This is a genomic window from Parasphingorhabdus sp. (assembly GCF_039968395.1).
Taxonomy (GTDB): domain Bacteria; phylum Pseudomonadota; class Alphaproteobacteria; order Sphingomonadales; family Sphingomonadaceae; genus Parasphingorhabdus.
This window is the reverse complement of the sequence record NZ_JBDVPV010000002.1, coordinates 297,694-312,671: the sequence shown is the minus strand read 5'-3', so window position 1 is coordinate 312,671 and position 14,978 is coordinate 297,694. Positions and strand designations below refer to the sequence as shown.

13 protein-coding genes and 1 tRNA gene are annotated in these 14,978 nt (G+C 50.8%); 4 read left to right on the top strand and 10 right to left on the bottom strand.

The window, feature by feature from the left end; all coding sequences use genetic code 11:
* Positions 1-148 precede the first annotated feature (148 nt).
* Positions 149-910, top strand: coding sequence for a zinc-ribbon domain-containing protein (locus tag ABJI30_RS05655; protein ID WP_348016208.1), 762 nt, complete (start codon positions 149-151; stop codon positions 908-910).
* A 25-nt stretch (positions 911-935) separates the two neighbouring features.
* Here ABJI30_RS05655 and ABJI30_RS05650 read toward each other — a convergent pair whose 3' ends face one another.
* Positions 936-1,220 (bottom strand): hypothetical protein, encoded by a 285-nt coding sequence (locus tag ABJI30_RS05650; protein ID WP_348016207.1) that lies wholly within the window; start codon positions 1,218-1,220, stop codon positions 936-938.
* 231 nt (positions 1,221-1,451) lie between these two features.
* On the opposite strand from ABJI30_RS05650, the gene ABJI30_RS05645 reads away from it, so the two are divergent.
* Positions 1,452-1,540 (top strand) — tRNA-Leu (locus tag ABJI30_RS05645).
* A 738-nt stretch (positions 1,541-2,278) separates the two neighbouring features.
* On the opposite strand, the gene ABJI30_RS05640 is transcribed toward ABJI30_RS05645, so the two are convergent.
* The 9 genes from ABJI30_RS05640 to ABJI30_RS05600 form a co-directional block, all read right to left on the bottom strand.
* A complete protein-coding gene (locus ABJI30_RS05640) occupies positions 2,279-3,754 on the bottom strand; it encodes an amidohydrolase family protein (protein ID WP_348016206.1) in 1,476 nt (491 codons plus the stop codon).
* Positions 3,751-4,356 carry a VOC family protein gene (locus ABJI30_RS05635; protein ID WP_348016205.1) on the bottom strand — a complete coding sequence of 202 codons (606 nt, stop codon included), beginning with the start codon at positions 4,354-4,356 and terminating at the stop codon, positions 3,751-3,753. Before ABJI30_RS05635 ends, ABJI30_RS05640 begins: the two co-directional genes overlap by 4 nt.
* Before the next feature lie 37 nt (positions 4,357-4,393).
* A complete protein-coding gene (locus ABJI30_RS05630) occupies positions 4,394-5,059 on the bottom strand; it encodes an NAD(P)-binding domain-containing protein (protein ID WP_348016204.1) in 666 nt (221 codons plus the stop codon).
* Positions 5,060-5,072: 13 nt separating this feature from the next.
* The gene (locus ABJI30_RS05625; RefSeq protein ID WP_348016203.1) at positions 5,073-6,422 is read right to left on the bottom strand and encodes an MFS transporter; all 1,350 of its coding nucleotides are present in this window, start codon (positions 6,420-6,422) and stop codon (positions 5,073-5,075) included.
* Positions 6,423-6,426: 4 nt separating this feature from the next.
* Positions 6,427-7,419, bottom strand: a complete 993-nt coding sequence (locus ABJI30_RS05620; RefSeq protein ID WP_348016202.1) for a VOC family protein — start codon at positions 7,417-7,419, stop codon at positions 6,427-6,429.
* Positions 7,420-7,457: 38 nt separating this feature from the next.
* Positions 7,458-7,751 carry a DUF1330 domain-containing protein gene (locus tag ABJI30_RS05615; protein ID WP_348016201.1) on the bottom strand — a complete coding sequence of 98 codons (294 nt, stop codon included), beginning with the start codon at positions 7,749-7,751 and terminating at the stop codon, positions 7,458-7,460.
* A 61-nt stretch (positions 7,752-7,812) separates the two neighbouring features.
* Entirely contained in the window at positions 7,813-8,652 is an 840-nt protein-coding gene (locus tag ABJI30_RS05610) for an alpha/beta hydrolase (RefSeq protein WP_348016200.1), read from the bottom strand.
* Between the two features lie 188 nt (positions 8,653-8,840).
* Positions 8,841-11,249 (bottom strand): TonB-dependent receptor, encoded by a 2,409-nt coding sequence (locus ABJI30_RS05605; protein WP_348016199.1) that lies wholly within the window; start codon positions 11,247-11,249, stop codon positions 8,841-8,843.
* Between the two features lie 160 nt (positions 11,250-11,409).
* Positions 11,410-12,174 (bottom strand): helix-turn-helix domain-containing protein, encoded by a 765-nt coding sequence (locus ABJI30_RS05600; protein ID WP_348016198.1) that lies wholly within the window; start codon positions 12,172-12,174, stop codon positions 11,410-11,412.
* A 217-nt stretch (positions 12,175-12,391) separates the two neighbouring features.
* On the opposite strand from ABJI30_RS05600, the gene ABJI30_RS05595 reads away from it, so the two are divergent.
* Entirely contained in the window at positions 12,392-13,930 is a 1,539-nt protein-coding gene (locus ABJI30_RS05595) for an FAD-dependent oxidoreductase (RefSeq protein WP_348016197.1), read from the top strand.
* 23 nt (positions 13,931-13,953) lie between these two features.
* A complete protein-coding gene (locus ABJI30_RS05590; protein WP_348016196.1) occupies positions 13,954-14,967 on the top strand; it encodes a chromophore lyase CpcT/CpeT in 1,014 nt (337 codons plus the stop codon).
* Positions 14,968-14,978: the final 11 nt, after the last annotated feature.

The window sequence follows — 14,978 nt, the reverse complement described above, 5'->3', positions numbered from 1 at the left end:
CAATAGGCTGTTCGCCCATGCGAAATCAACTGGCAGATCACAATCAAGCCAGATTCTGATGCCCGAAACGCATAAAAAAAGGATCTTGTCTCAAAAGCATGCACCGCGGACTTGCAGTTTGCTGTCGCGGCGTGTTTAGAGAGACGTCATGATATTGAATTGCCCGGCCTGCAAGACCCGTTATCTCGTCCCGGACAGTGCGATCGGTCCGACCGGACGATCGGTGCGCTGCGCGTCATGCCGTCACAGCTGGTTTCAGGAAGGCGGAATTGTCGATCCACCGCCGCTTGCCCCGCCGATTCAGCCCGCGCCAAAGACCGCGTCCCAGGTATCCCCAGTACAGACATCGCCCACAACCCGGAGTGCAGAACCTGAAAATACAGCTTCCGCGGCTTCGGTTGCTGCCGTTGGTGCTGAAATACCGCCCTTTGCATCTCAGGAAAGCAGCTTTGCCCATGAACCGCCGTTCAAACCGCGACGCAATCCGGCCAAACTCTGGACCATCGCAGCTATTGCTTTCGCCCTTGTTGTAACAGTTGCCGGTGGCGCGCTTTACATGTTTGGCGCGCCCAACTGGTTCACCGAATACCGTTTCGCATCCGTTGACCAGACGCCGCTGTTGATCGAGCTATCCGCCAATCAGGATCGACGGACATTGCCGGACGGCACAGAATATTTCGCGGCCAGCGGCACAGTGATAAACCCGTCAGACGCCGAACAACAAATTCCTCCAATGCTCGTCATGCTGCGCGATGCCAGTGGCCGGATTGTTTATAGCTGGCAGATGAAGCCTCCGGTCAAAACGCTGGCGCCCGGTGGAAAGGTCAATTTCAATGAAGCGAAACTCGATGTTCCGCGCGCCGCCACTAATCTTGAAATCGGCTGGGCGGAGTCTTCACCGCAGCAGTAAATGAATTGCGGGTCGGCGCAGCGGTCTAGTAAAATTCCACCAACAAGCGGTCCGGACGATCCTTGCCAACACTTCGCGAACGATCCCGCGCGCTCGGCAGCAGAAGCTTCGGGCTGCCGCTATTGGCTTGCAACAGCACGGGCAGATTTTCGTGATTTTCGAATCGGATGGTTTCGCCCCGGATGATCTGCGCGCTCACCACGGCAGTGGAACGCGCCTTTGGTTTGGCCGGCAAGTCGGATGCCACCGGCCCTGCCAAAAGAGCGAGGGGTATGATCAAAGCGTCCATAGTGGCTAATAAAGCGGGCATTCCGGGCATCCATCAAGGTAAATGAAAGGTAAACGAGCCCGTGAACGGACTTGAACTTCTTAAAACGGATGCAATCGCGAAAACTGTACTGCTTCGGGACAGAAATCGGGAATATAATGCCCGCGCGGCGGGATTGAACAATGCAAGAATATTGGTTGCGGGAGCACCGCCCCTTTGCTAATGGCTCGCGCCTACCCGGGGGTTCTTCGCCCCCGCTCAAATATGACAAGTGCGGTCGTGGCGGAATTGGTAGACGCGCAGCGTTGAGGTCGCTGTGGGGTTAATACCCCGTGGAAGTTCGAGTCTTCTCGACCGCACCAAGGTATCGGAACATATGTGTTCCAGCTATTTCTTTAGATCCTACGAATCTATCAAATATTGTATATCGGCCTTGGCGTCAGTGCATTGGCTATGAGTGGTTGTAGTAACGCCGCCAATCAAACTAATCCGGAAAAGGGATAGCCTGCGCTCGGAACAGCGATATCTTGCCTATATCAAGCTACTCGGAACACTTGATACCTCAGATGTCTATATTTGGTTCAAGGGAGTATTGTGGGGTGGTTTACCTGGCTGATCTCCGCTTCCACTATGTGGCTTTCAGGGACTTGCCCGGCAACGGTGGAACGCGAAAGGCGATGATCGTAAAAGCAAAAGTGATAAGCTGAGTTGGACTTTCGCCAGAAATCAGGCCTGCCTTTCCGAAATGTCGATTGGAGAAGCGCAGAGCAAGTCATTGCCGGAGAAACCAGCTAAGCGACTGATTTGAAACTGCTGCTCGACACCAAAGTTAGACAAGCTGAATATGCCCTATTCTGGCCCTCATTTAGTCCATGGGAGCCATGGTTATTAATGGATGGCGCGCCCGGTTTCGCACAATGGCGGCCGACAGGTATGAAGATGGAATCCTATAAAGATGTGCCAAGGGAAATGTTGGACTTTGTCGCAAAAGATCAATCAAATTTTTGTTAATGCGGATCCCTGACCCGATAGGTTAAGCAATACAGCCCGCTTCATGAAACAACGATCACCTACAAAACGCATGCGTTAGAGGTCTAAAATTAGTCCAGCTTTGACGGAGCGTCACGCATTTGCTTCAAGCGGTTTCGGTCCAAGTAACGGCCATCTTTGAACACTGCATCAATCGCGATCAAATTCCGGATATCGCTGAGTGGATCTGCATTCAAAAGCACCAGATCAGCTTTTCGTGACGGCGAAATCGAACCTTGCTTATCTTGAAGGTTGAGGAATTTTGCGGGCTCGATAGTAGCCGTACCAATGGCCTCCATCGGTGTGAGGCCAGCTTCGACAAGCATGGCCAGCTCTTCGTGTAAGCTGATGCCTGGTGTCGTAAAAGCGATCGGTGAATCTGTTCCGGCGAGGATGGATATTCCCGCCTTATCCAGTGAAGATACCATCGCCAAAAGCCACTTATCATAAGCGATATCAGAAGCCGTGGGCTCCCGGTCTGCAAAGCCTACAGAGCGTTCCAGCCATCCCTTGGCAATTGATTTGGGCATCCAAGCATATGTATCCTGCCAACGTTTTTCCGCATATAATTTCCTTGAGAGAAAACGGCTAATGACCAATGTCGGTGTTTGCGACACGCCTGATTTTTTCATAACCGCGATTAACTCGTTGCAGACTGCTTCGTTTTTGGCCGCGACGGCTTTTGCACGCTGTAAGCGGTGCAAAGATGATCGCAACTTGCCGCCATATTTCTCTTTATTCTCAGCAATTTTTTCCTGCCGTTCGGCCAAAAGCGATTGAGGATCAACGGCACAATCCATTTCCAGATTTCGCAAGTGCTGCATGTCCTTCATGCCTGCCATGATCGACTGACGTACGGTCATCGACAAAGGTGAATGCCCGGTGACGGGCAAGTTGTGGTATTTTGCACGTGTGGCCACAGCTTTAAGAGCAGTTGGAGAGAGCATCTCATAGGCTTTAATAAAATCAACACCTTGCGCAGCAAGCTTGTCGACTTGCGCAATGGCCTGCGCTTCATTCGCCACTCCTACAGACAGATCCGGGGTTCCTGCCGATTGCCCAGCATAAACCCGGTTCTTGCCATCAACCAATGGTCCCGAAACATACAGATCAGGCGCAATTGCATCGCTAGCCGAAATTGCGCGTGCCTCTGCCAATTTATCCAGATGTCCACCGGTATCACGCAAATATGTAATGCCGTGCGCCAGCGAGAGCGGGAAGAAAACTTCATGGCCGATATCTGGGTGATAAGCCAGATGGACATGTGCATCCCAAAGACCCGGGATCAGATATTTGCCGGTGCCATCAATGCGTTTTGCCCCGCTGTGGGTGGAAGCTGAGAGATCTTGGTCGACCGCAGATATCTGTTCGCCATCGATCAAAATATCAACATTTGCGCGAACACCATTAACCGCATCAATCGCAGTAACATTGGTTATGACAATCTGGCCGCTCGATTCATTGGCGGGATTGTCAGGCAAGTTGGCGCATGCCGCCAGCGCGAAAACAAAAAAAACAGTGAAAGACCGGAAAAGGTTGAGCATCATTCAGTCGCCTCCCTGAGAAATGGACGCCGAAACCGGCTTTCGGTAATCCATATCCGTTCACCATCCGGCCCGCGCATAAGAAGCTGGGTGTGGCCGCCGCCTTCCTTTGGTTTGGGGGCGGAAATGACCTCATATCCTGCTGCGACCACCTTGCGGTGGATTTCGGAGGTGTCTTCAACCAGGAACATCAATGCCATCGAGCCATAAGGATTCATGTTCTTCGGCACGTCTGGAAAGATCGCAAGACTATCGTCAGCATTACGAATTTCCGAAAGACCCAGATAACCGGTAATCAGGGTTGCCCCACTATCTGTGTCGGTCTTAACTACCGTGAGGTTCATATATTGGTCTTCCGTCAATCCAGAGAATGCAGGCAAGCGGTCATCCTTCAGTTTCGTTCGCACATAATATGGGTTTAGGCCCAGTATATCGCGATAGAATTTCAGGCTATCTTCAATGCTCCGCACCGTCATACTGGTACGGAAAATGACAGCACTGGTGATTTCAGGCTCTTTTTCCGGCCAATAGTTTTCAAAACTCTGTGCTGAGGCTGCGGAAATCAACCCAAATGACAGTGTCAGAAAGAGTAGCAACTTCTTCATGATAGAACTTCCAATATTCTGCCCGTGAAAAACAATATCATCCGGCCGCACGAACGCCCTGGCTTTTCTTCGGAGCGGCGCCGGTTCTCAAGTGATATTCGAACGCTTCTGCAGGTCTGCCTTGCAAATAGGGCACAAGATAGAGAGCAGCCATGCCCTCCAGATAGCGCGATTGCCATATTGGGCCAACATCAACCGTCTCAAAGCCCATTGCCTGTGCCAATGCGCCAACCGTCGCTTTTGCCTGTTGGTCATCTCCGGCAAGTATAGCGCTGATCGGTCCATCCGCTGCATCGGCGTTGGCAATATGGTGGAAGCCGATCGTATTGAATGCCTTCACCACTTTTGCATTGGGACAGGCTTTTTGAATTTCTTCGCCCGCAGAGGTTTCGGATGCCAATTCCATTAAACCATCGCCAGACATTCCCAGAGCATTGGTTACATCAATGATTGTTTTGCCGGTAGCATCACCGATCTCAGAAACCACTGCCTCTTGCGCGGCATAGGGTGTTGCGATGACCATGGTATCAGCGATCTCGGCCGCGTTGCCGATCGTCGAGGCGTAGCTGCCAGTCTCATCCAATAAATCTCTAAGTGCCTCTCCATCAGGATCACGGCTGCCAAAAATAATATCATGCCCGAGGGAGTGGAGGCGCTTTCCTATGGCGCTGCCAAATCGACCGGTTCCTATCACTGCTATCATCCTGCGAGCCCCGCTATTGATCCTGCTGTGCGTCGATATGGTCGAGTTGACGCCGATAATATTTGATCGCCAGCGGGATCAGCAATAGCGGAACGAGGCCATACAGCACCGGCAACGCAGCCATAGCGAGCCGGATATTCTCTTCGCCAAAGACCCGTGTTGATAACATCCCCACTGTGGATGGACCAAGGAACAGGCCTGCCATGCTGATCGCCATATAATAGAGGGCGACAACCTGACCGCGGATCTGCCCCGGCGTGATTGCGAGCAACGCTGTGATCGCCATGCCTGAAATCATCGCAACACCAATCGTGTTCAGACACAGAATCGCATAGGCAATTTCCGGCGTTGGCATGAACATCGGCAAGATCGCCGTGGGGATCATGATCACATAACCGATGATTAGCAATCGCAGCGAAGCATCCCTAATACCGGCCTGCGTCCAGCGATCGGAAATCACACCGGTGATAAACACAGTTGCTGGACCAAAAAACAGCAACGCCACGCCGTTAATCAGCGCATATTTTTCTGGAGGCCATCCCCATGTCCGTTCAAATGTCGCAGGAAGAAACCCCTGGCTATACGCGATGATCGCCATCACAGCCGCCATCGAAACGAACGTGCCATAGGTGCCGATGCGCCGGCTGACATATGTCAGCGCATCGCCAATGCTATTGCCGTCGAGATCGCTGTCCAGTTCAACTGCTTGCCGTGCCGGTTCCTTGATGAACATGAAAACCAGACCGAGCAAAAGCCCCGGCAGGCCAACCGCAAAGAAGGTGAGTTGCCACGGTGCCAACGCTCCGAAAAGTGGCACGGCTACGGATTCTGTAGTCTTTGCCCAAATCAGAACTGCACCACCGATTAGCGAGGCAATACCGCTGCCTAGCGACAAAGCTGCGACATAGACGGAAATAGGCTTGCCGCGTTTTTCGGGAGGGAAGCTGTCCGCGATCATTGACATGGCGGACGGACTGAGCGTTGCTTCTCCTACCCCAACCATCATGCGTGCAAGAAACAGATGCCAGAAACTCTTGGCCAAGCCCGAAACCGCCGTAGCAATCGACCAGACAAAGATACCCGCTGCCACAATCCAAGTTCGTCTGCTTCGATCCACAAGCCATCCCAGGGGAAGCCCCATGGTCGCATAGAAAATGGCAAAAGCGGGGCCGATGACCCAGCCAATCTGTTCGTCAGTCAATCCCAGATCGGCCTTGATCGGTTCGATCAGCAGGCCGAGAATATAGCGATCGATGAAACTGAAAATATAAGCGATGGTGAGCATGATCACCAGAAACCAGCCAGCCTTCGCCGTAGGAAAAACGACCTTAGCTGGTTCGTTCGCGCTCATATCTTCAGCCACTAAATTACCCTTCAAAAATCTCGATCAGAAAACCATCGGGATCTCTCAGAATAAGGGACCTGCCATTGGACAAGTGCGGACTGTGATATTCTTCCGCTCTGCAAACGACTTCGATACCAGCGTCCGTTGCTCGTTTTTGAACATTGTCGATATCGCTGGTAGCAAAGGACCACATCGCAATGCCGCGATTGGGCGGACCGTAACTCGGTGCCGGGCTTGACTTGGTCGCTTCCTGATGATCCATCAGTACCAGATAGCCCGTGGCGCTGCCCGGTGCGAAAGCTTGGATGAAACGTTCGGTTGTGCCCTCCGGCATCAGCAACGCAGATTTTTCGCCAACAGTAAACTCTACATCGCGGCGAATTTCAAAACCCAAAACATCCTGGAAGAATGCGACAGTTTCATCACCGGCAGTAATACAGCGCGCCGAGTAGGCCGACCCGCCCAATCCGGTTGCCGGATCAACCGGCCCAACCGGAATAAAGATATCAGGTCGAACCACGCCCATCACAAACACATAGTCCGGTGCCTTGTAGACAATTTCTGCGGACACATAGGTCTCACCAGTCGGGCTGGTAAATTCCATTTCCTTGACGCCAATGGTCGATTCCACGCCAATGGAAGCCATATGCTTTTCATGGGCGTATAGATCGTTGATCGGAAAACTCATGGTCGCGCCGCCGGCGTAGAGACCATCATAAGCCGGTCTTACCAGAGGTGTTTCCTCTTCCAACGCTATAACGCGGATTTGGACATTGGCCCCTTCACCCGATTTGAAAAACACACAGCTTTGCCATGTGGTGTCCTCATCAAATCCAAGATATGCACCCACCGCTGCGCTGCTTGGCTCGGTCCAGCCCGAACTATCCAGACCATATCCTTTGCGGAAAATCTCTTCGACCCTGTCTTTGTCGCATGTGACATAGGTGACCGTATGCAGCGGGCCGACAATCGCATCTTCAGGACTCGATTCTGGTACAAAAATATCTGCGGTCATTGTTATTCCTTTCGCCCGAATTCTATTTCGCTCAACCCTTAGGGGCCTTCGACGATTATTACCTCGGCATCTGCCAAGCCCTCTCGCAGTTTTTTGACTTCGGCATATTCCGGTGAATCCCAGAACTTGCGGGCGGCTTCTTTGCTCTCCCATTTCGAAATGGCTATTGAACTATAGCCTTCCAAATTGCCTTCGAGCAGTTCGCCGCCCGGCGCGACGATAAGATATTCGCCGCCATATTTTTTGACGACCTCGGGAACTGCTGCGCCGTATCCGGATATGAATTTTTCCCGATCATGAATTTTGCAGGCTATCACCATATATGCTGGCATTTAAGTCTCCTGTATGTTCAAGTTTTTCGAACAACCCGATTGAGATACTGACCCAAAGAGTTCATTCTGCGGCGACAAGGCTTTCATTCTCATCGTCCAAAAAATTTCTAATGATTTGGGCCAATTCTTTAGCGCGGGTTTCAAGAAAACCGTGGTTCCAACCGGGCAAGTCAATCATTTCGCCATTCTGGATATGTTGCAATGTCCGTGGCGTCATTTCGTAAAGATCATCTTCCGGATTGAGCAGTGCAATGGGATGCCGAAGCTCAGCCAATCGCGATGGAAAGTCCTTGTTATATTCAAACACCGCGCGATGACCCCAGCTATAGGTCTCGCCGCTACGAACCATCTCCGCGAAATTTTTAGCAGCCAACTCTAACGGCGCATCTTGCGCCTGGTTTCTAACCAGCATATCCCAAAAGCGACGAAAACGAGAACCTTCCTGATCCAATTCAACATGGGAAAGTGAGCTTCTCATCCGTTCAATCTCTTCAGGGAGCAATATTGCTGCCGACGTTAGTATGAGTTTTCTAACTCGGGTAGGGTGGAGATAAGTAAGTTCGGTGGCAAGTTTTGAGCCTGCGTGAATGCCGAACACATCAATCTGGCCACCACCTTGAACCAAGGAAAGGTTCTCAACCACATCCCATATGGCATCAGCGTATTCTGTTGCTGTTATCGGGATTTTCGGCGGATCAGATTCACCGTATCCCGGAAAGTCAGGAGCGACGACAACCCGGTCGGTACCAACCTCTTCGACTAATTTTTCGAAGTTTCTGCCGGATTGCGGAAACATGTGCAAACAGATCAAGGGAATATGTTTCGGCTGGTCGGGTTCAGCAATACGAAGGTGCATCTGCCCATATCGACCGTCCACAAATTTTCGTCGATAACCACGCATTTGCTTTCCCTTAAAAGCTTGAACATCCAACTCTGACAGCCATGACATTGTGAAGCGAATATAAATGACGGAAGAACCATCTGCGCTTTCGCCACTATTTTACCGTCGCCTGACCGGAACTGAGAAATTTGTTCTTCCCCGTTCAATCCCGGGAGAGGGGATGAACAGGTGACAGACGACGGTAAACTTTAGAATTCTCCGCTAAAGCGCAAGCCAAACTGCCGTCGGTCGCGCAGACCAAGCCGATAGGAATACTGACCAAAGAAGAGCGACGCGAAATCAGATGTTCGCCCGACACCCGTGGGGACGTTAGAATTGGTCAGATTCTTGACAAATGCTTCAACCCGGAAGTTGCCAGGCTTTACTCCAGCACGCAGATTCGTAATGAAACCATCGCCGCTAAAGCTCAGGTTAGAGATGTCAGCAAAGCGCTTGCCAATGTAAGATGTGTCGGCACGAGCAAAAATACCCAAGCCTGATGGCAATTCGTCTTCATAGCTAACCGAGAATGATCCACTCCATTTTGGATAGCGTGCAGCTTTCTGGCCTGACGCATCTTGTGTTCCGAAATAGTTTTCGAATACTGTGTCTGCGACGACCTGAAACTCAGCATCTACATATCCAAGCGAAGCGCTAAAGGTCAGGAAATCGGCTGGCTTAACCGTACCTTCAAACTCAAAACCTCTAATCTCGGATTCGCCTCTGTTGAGGAAGTACGTTACCGTACCGCCGAATTGAGGATCAGTAACTGATGTTCGGAATTGCTGCCCAGCTCGTTCCATGAGGAAGGCTGTTACTGCTACCGAACCTCGGCCATTAGCAAAGCCATGCTTCACACCGATCTCATAGCTATCAAGCTCTTCCTCATCGAAGGTAGGTTGAGCTAATGGATCCAGTGTAAGCAGAAACGCAAAATCTGTCGCACTCAGTTCGATCACATCGGGGTTGAAACCACCCGGGTTATTGCCTTTAGCATAGCTAGCATAGATCAGTGTATCGGGCGTAGCCTGGAAATCCAAAATTACGCGTGGCAGGAAGTTTTTAAACTTGGCTTGGTTGTTGGTGGCAAGCGCTTCATTAGGATTGTCAAAAATGTCATCTTGTTGATACCGTCCCTCAAACGTAGCGGTGATATCGTCGGACAGATTGAACGCCAGACTACCGAACACACCCAATGTTTCGACCCGCTCACGAGCGATGGTGTCAGGCATTGTAATCGGCACAAGAGCACCGTTGTTGAACTGAAGGAAACCACCGGCATTGCGACTTTCTTGCCAGAACCGGCTGGCACCGATGCTCCAGTCGATGAAATCATTGAAAACTGAGCCTGAAAGACGGAGTTCCTGACTGTTCATCCGAAACTGCCGGTCATTGGCCGATGCAAAGAAGCGCGTTCGCACGGGCACAGCATCACCGTCGGAGAGGAGCGTTGTATCTTCTGCGCTATAGCCAAAAAGACCCGACAACGTGATGTTGTCTGTAATGTCGAAGTCAAACTGACCGCTTAATGACAGATTTTGCCGATCAAAGCCAAACGTGTTGCGCCGTCCATTGAGCACGTTCAGATTGTCAAGAGTAGCATCGAGACCTGGAATCAAGCCAATCTCACTGCCAATAGGCAAGAAGTTGTCAGAATTGAGCTCGCCACAAAAGAATCGGCGAGTTTGACTACCGCCAAACGGACCACAATTTGACTGAGTAAAACGGATTTCGCCCACCGCTGGAGGGCCATCGTCATTCTCAAAATACGCGGCGCGCAGCTTTGCCGAAAAACGATCACTTGGAGTAAAGAACAGCGATGCAGAAACGTTCCACGTTTGCTGGTCCCCTAGCTTAGCACCCGTCGTGCCCGTACCGGCGCTTTGAAAAGTGTTACTAGTAACCCCTGACGCAGAAGCAAAAGAGAACGGATTAACAAAAACGATGTTATTCGCGTCAAACGTGTTCGCAAAGTGGCCTGCCTTGTCTCTAAATGAGCCGCTCACCCGCCCGGACAGCACACCAGGAACGATGGGACCTTCCATTCCAACGGAGAATTCATAATCGTCCCGGGTCGATACTGAAGCAGAAAAGTCGACAGCAAGTTCATCACCAGGAGTCTTGGTTATATAGTTTATCGCGCCGCCAAATGTGTTTCGCCCAAAAACAGCAGATTGCGGGCCCTTGATCACCTCAACTCGCTCGATATCATTGAGAGCGATACCACTAGCTCCATTGATCACATACACGCCGTCAACAAATACAGATGCAGTTTGGCGAAATGGATCGCCCGTATCGATATCGATGCCACGAAAGCGCGGTGATTGATCGAAACGACCCGGAACCGTTGCAAAAGCTTCAAAAACAAACCCAGGAGTAAACAACTGGACGTCTTCTATGCTGTTCAACCCGAGGTTTTCAATCTGCTCCTCTCCAAATGCCGTAATAGCGAGCGGTGCTTCGAGCAGTGATTCTTCCTGTTTGCGTGCCGTAACGACAATGACGTTACCACCTTCATCAGCACCGTCGTTATCTTGCGCGAATGCGGCCGAAGGGTTCACCATCATCAGCCCGCTGGCCGCCGTAGCTAGAAAGAATGTCTTAGCTGACATATTCATTTTTTTACTCCCATTATTATGCTTTTGCAGCACTCTGAATCATGCGTTCAGACGGCCTGCTTCCCTCGCTGAATGACCGCAGATAAAAATGTGGAGTGATTTTAGTCAATGGACGTAGATAGAAATGGCGTTAATATAAATATACGTATACCTCTAGCGATTATTTTAACTTGAATGACGTCTTTATGCCATGCTCTTTTGCCAATCTAGCGATCGTTTGACGGTGCTGATCCGCGCATTGTGCGATGCGTTTGCTTGGACCAACCACACCGATGACCAAGGTTTCTTGATTGGCGAGTGTTTTGACCGGAAGGCAAACCGCACCGACGCCATCAACCAAAACATCTCCTTTGGCCGCCGACCCATATCGCGCCAGATCTTCCCGCACATCGTCGAGCTGCCTCTTGTCAAATTTCTCTCGCTGATCCGAATCGATAGAGTTGATGTAATTCAGATATTTGGAAAACTCTTCGTCATTCAGCGAAGCCAGGGCTACAAGGCCAGTGAGCGAGTTTCCCGCTGGCATAGTCACTCCGACTTTTACGCTGACCCCAACCAGGTGAACCGATTCAAGGCCATGGATGATGCGCACCTGTGTACCAATTCTCTTGCTGATATTGACTGTTTCCTGTGTTTCCCGATTCAGCGCATTGGCAAAATCCAATATGCTGGTTTCCCGCTCGATAATATCGGGTACCCAGTCCAAAATGGATGTGAAACTTTTTGACGGCATGTAGGTCCAGTTCGGCGCATCAAAGTCCACATAACCAAGCTGATACATGCTTTTCAGCAACTGGTGCGCGCTCATTAACGGGTAGCCGAGCTCTTTAGATATTTCCTTTGCTGCTAGTGGCCGACGTTCCTGATCAAAAAACTCCAGAATCTCGAAAATGCGACCTACGGATTTTATTACCCCATCTGACATTACTATTTCTCCCCAGCTGAGTGCCTCCAATTGGCTTTGATTTTCAGTACTTACATAGCTTCGATTCGCTAAGCGCTTTGTTTCGATCTATGCCGATATATATTATGAAGCGCGTTTTATATGCATATATTTATCAAATGTGGAATTTCTGACTTTGCTCTGGGCCGTTTCGCTTGCCTCTGGTTTATTGGAACATCACAACGCAGGCAGACAAAAGATGAAGAATGATATTCCAGAAGTTCCGGGCCAGCTGTCCCGGAAGCAAAAAAAACAATCTGTTTCCCGTCGGCAGATTTTGGCAAGTGGGGCCGCAGTTGGTGCCCTGGGACTGGTCGCCTCCTGCTCGGAAACTTCTTCAACCCAAGATTCTACAAACAACGGAAAGACTGACGACACGGTCTATGATGCGATTATCGTTGGGGCTGGCCTATCTGGCCTTCATGCTGCGAGGCTTCTGGAGGAGCAAGGCATGAATGTCCTCACGTTGGAGGGTCGCGACAGGGTTGGTGGTCGTGTTTACACATTAATGGATATTCCGGGCAAACCAGAAGCTGCTGGTGAACTGATCGGTGGCAATTATGCCAGGATGCTGGATACGGCGAGGCGTCTTGGTCTGGAACTGTTCGAGCCTAAGAGCCCCCTGGGCAGCAGCGAACGCTATTATCACATTCGCGGCACCACTATCATGAAGGATGAATGGGAAAATCATGAACTGAACCCCATGAGCGGCGAAGATCGCAAAATTCTTCCTGACCGGATGCTATGGACGCTTTCCCACAAAAATAACCCGCTGTCCGGGAAGCCTCTCGATGACTGGATCAAACCGGAATATGCCAAATATGACATCCCGCACAGCCAGTATCTGAAAGAAACGCTGGGGTTTAATGACGAGACAGTCCGGTTGATGAATATCATTATCCATTCCGATCATATCGACAACACTTCTGCGCTGAATGAACTGCGCCGCTATGCAGTGAATGAATTCAACAGCAATATGGCAAAGGCGCGCCCTGACCTTCCGGCGGTTCAACAGGTGAAGGGCGGAAACTCGCTCATGGTTCAGGCCATGGGAGAAAGTCTGAAAAACGGAGTGTTGCTCAACAAAACAGTCCTGTCTTTTGATGATGATGGCGACTTAGTGACCGTTCAATGCGGAGACAATAGCAGTTACAAAGCACGCCACATCGTCAACACCATGCCTTATTCGGTCATGCAGAGTGTGAAATTTTCGCCGCGCCTACCGGAACGCACCGCACAGGCCATCACCGACATCAGTTACGGCATTTCTATCCAGGTCCATTTCCTGCTCGAGAAAGAATATTGGGAAGAAGACGGTTTGCCCGGATCCATGTGGACCGATTCAACCTTTGAGAGGTTTGCATTGCTCAGCGATGATGAAACCGGGGAACCGACTTCAGCTATTGCCTTCATCAACGGCAATGAAGCTTTCAAATATAATTTCATGACCGATGAGCAAGCCGGTGAATATACGATGCGAGAACTCGAAAAAATCCGACCATCGCTCAAGGGCGCTTTGAAACCGGTGGTGGTTCAGTCCTGTCACCGTGATGTGCACGGCGCTGGCGATTGGGTTTTCTGGCGTCCGGGCCATGTCATGAAATACGCACCTTATATGCGGGAGCCCCATGGCAATATTCATTTTGCGGGCGAGCATACGGCCCTGCTGGAACGCGGCATGGAGGCCGCTTTTGAGTCAGGCGAACGCGCCGCGCTTGATATCCTAAATCGCGTTTAAGCCAACCAGACGGAGCCTTATTGATGAAATCACTATTTGTTTTGATGCTTGCGGCGCTGATGCTTGGAATTGCCAGTCCGGCCGAAGCAGCGGATCGCGATCCGATGACACGCGATCTGATTTTGCTCACCGATTGGTTTGAAGGCAATTTCGACAACGAAGAACAGATTTGGTTTCAAAAGCTTCAAGGCGATGCTCTGGCTGAAAAAGATCGCCATCAACGCATTCACACGATTCACCGCCGTGTTGACTTGCCCCAGTTCGGTAAGAACGTGTTCTATATCGAAGAATATCTAGACAACGATCCTAAAAATGTCTTCCGCCAGCGCATTGTGATTTTCTCCACAGATGGGAAAACACGTCAGATTCGCATGGCATCTCCGGCGATAAAAAACGGGAAAGAATTTCACGGAGCCTACAGCGATCCATCTAAACTCACTCATCTCACCCGCGATGATCTGATATTTTTCGAAGGATGCGACGTGTTCTGGGAAAGACGAGCAAGTCAATTTGAAGGTCAGATCATTCCCAAAAGTTGCGTTTATGGGGAAGGAGAGAAACGCCGATACTCTCTGCACAAGCTATGGCTCTCGTCTGACAAGTTTTGGCGGGTCGATGCCTCGCTGCTGATGTCGGATGATAGCCTTCATGTAGGGCACCCCGAAGACATGCCGCACGAGATGCGGCGTGCCTTGCCCTTTAATTGTTCCATCCATTTCTTCGCGGACAATCAGTTTAGTGGCCAAGTTGTGGAAGACCTCTCGCTGCATAGTCAGGGCGGCACTGCTTCAGCAACGCGGAAAAGCGATGGCCGTGAATTTGAAATCCTGATGCGCGAAAAGGAATATCCTTACTATGAGACCCGTCCCGATTTCATCTATTTCTCGTTGCGGGAAAAGGGTCAAGAACGGTCCATTGGCTTCAGTGTGAATGACCCCAGTTCGCGCCAAGTTGGTGTTCGGGCAGAATCGATCGGGGCGTTCTGTCACCGTGACGGATATAATTTCAGGGAATCGCTGGAGTTGCTTCCCGAGTAGCGATCCGGTCG

Bases quoted from the DNA above. Each gene is read 5' to 3' on its own strand.
- ABJI30_RS05655 (WP_348016208.1), top strand. From the start codon at position 149: ATGATATTGAATTGCCCGGCCTGCAAGACCCGTTATCTCGTCCCGGAC.
- ABJI30_RS05650 (WP_348016207.1), bottom strand. From the start codon at position 1,220: ATGCCCGCTTTATTAGCCACTATGGACGCTTTGATCATACCCCTCGCT.
- ABJI30_RS05640 (WP_348016206.1), bottom strand. From the start codon at position 3,754: ATGATGCTCAACCTTTTCCGGTCTTTCACTGTTTTTTTTGTTTTCGCG.
- ABJI30_RS05635 (WP_348016205.1), bottom strand. From the start codon at position 4,356: ATGAAGAAGTTGCTACTCTTTCTGACACTGTCATTTGGGTTGATTTCC.
- ABJI30_RS05630 (WP_348016204.1), bottom strand. From the start codon at position 5,059: ATGATAGCAGTGATAGGAACCGGTCGATTTGGCAGCGCCATAGGAAAG.
- ABJI30_RS05620 (WP_348016202.1), bottom strand. From the start codon at position 7,419: ATGACCGCAGATATTTTTGTACCAGAATCGAGTCCTGAAGATGCGATT.
- ABJI30_RS05615 (WP_348016201.1), bottom strand. From the start codon at position 7,751: ATGCCAGCATATATGGTGATAGCCTGCAAAATTCATGATCGGGAAAAA.
- ABJI30_RS05610 (WP_348016200.1), bottom strand. From the start codon at position 8,652: ATGCGTGGTTATCGACGAAAATTTGTGGACGGTCGATATGGGCAGATG.
- ABJI30_RS05605 (WP_348016199.1), bottom strand. From the start codon at position 11,249: ATGAATATGTCAGCTAAGACATTCTTTCTAGCTACGGCGGCCAGCGGG.
- ABJI30_RS05600 (WP_348016198.1), bottom strand. From the start codon at position 12,174: ATGTCAGATGGGGTAATAAAATCCGTAGGTCGCATTTTCGAGATTCTG.
- ABJI30_RS05595 (WP_348016197.1), top strand. From the start codon at position 12,392: ATGAAGAATGATATTCCAGAAGTTCCGGGCCAGCTGTCCCGGAAGCAA.
- ABJI30_RS05590 (WP_348016196.1), top strand. From the start codon at position 13,954: ATGAAATCACTATTTGTTTTGATGCTTGCGGCGCTGATGCTTGGAATT.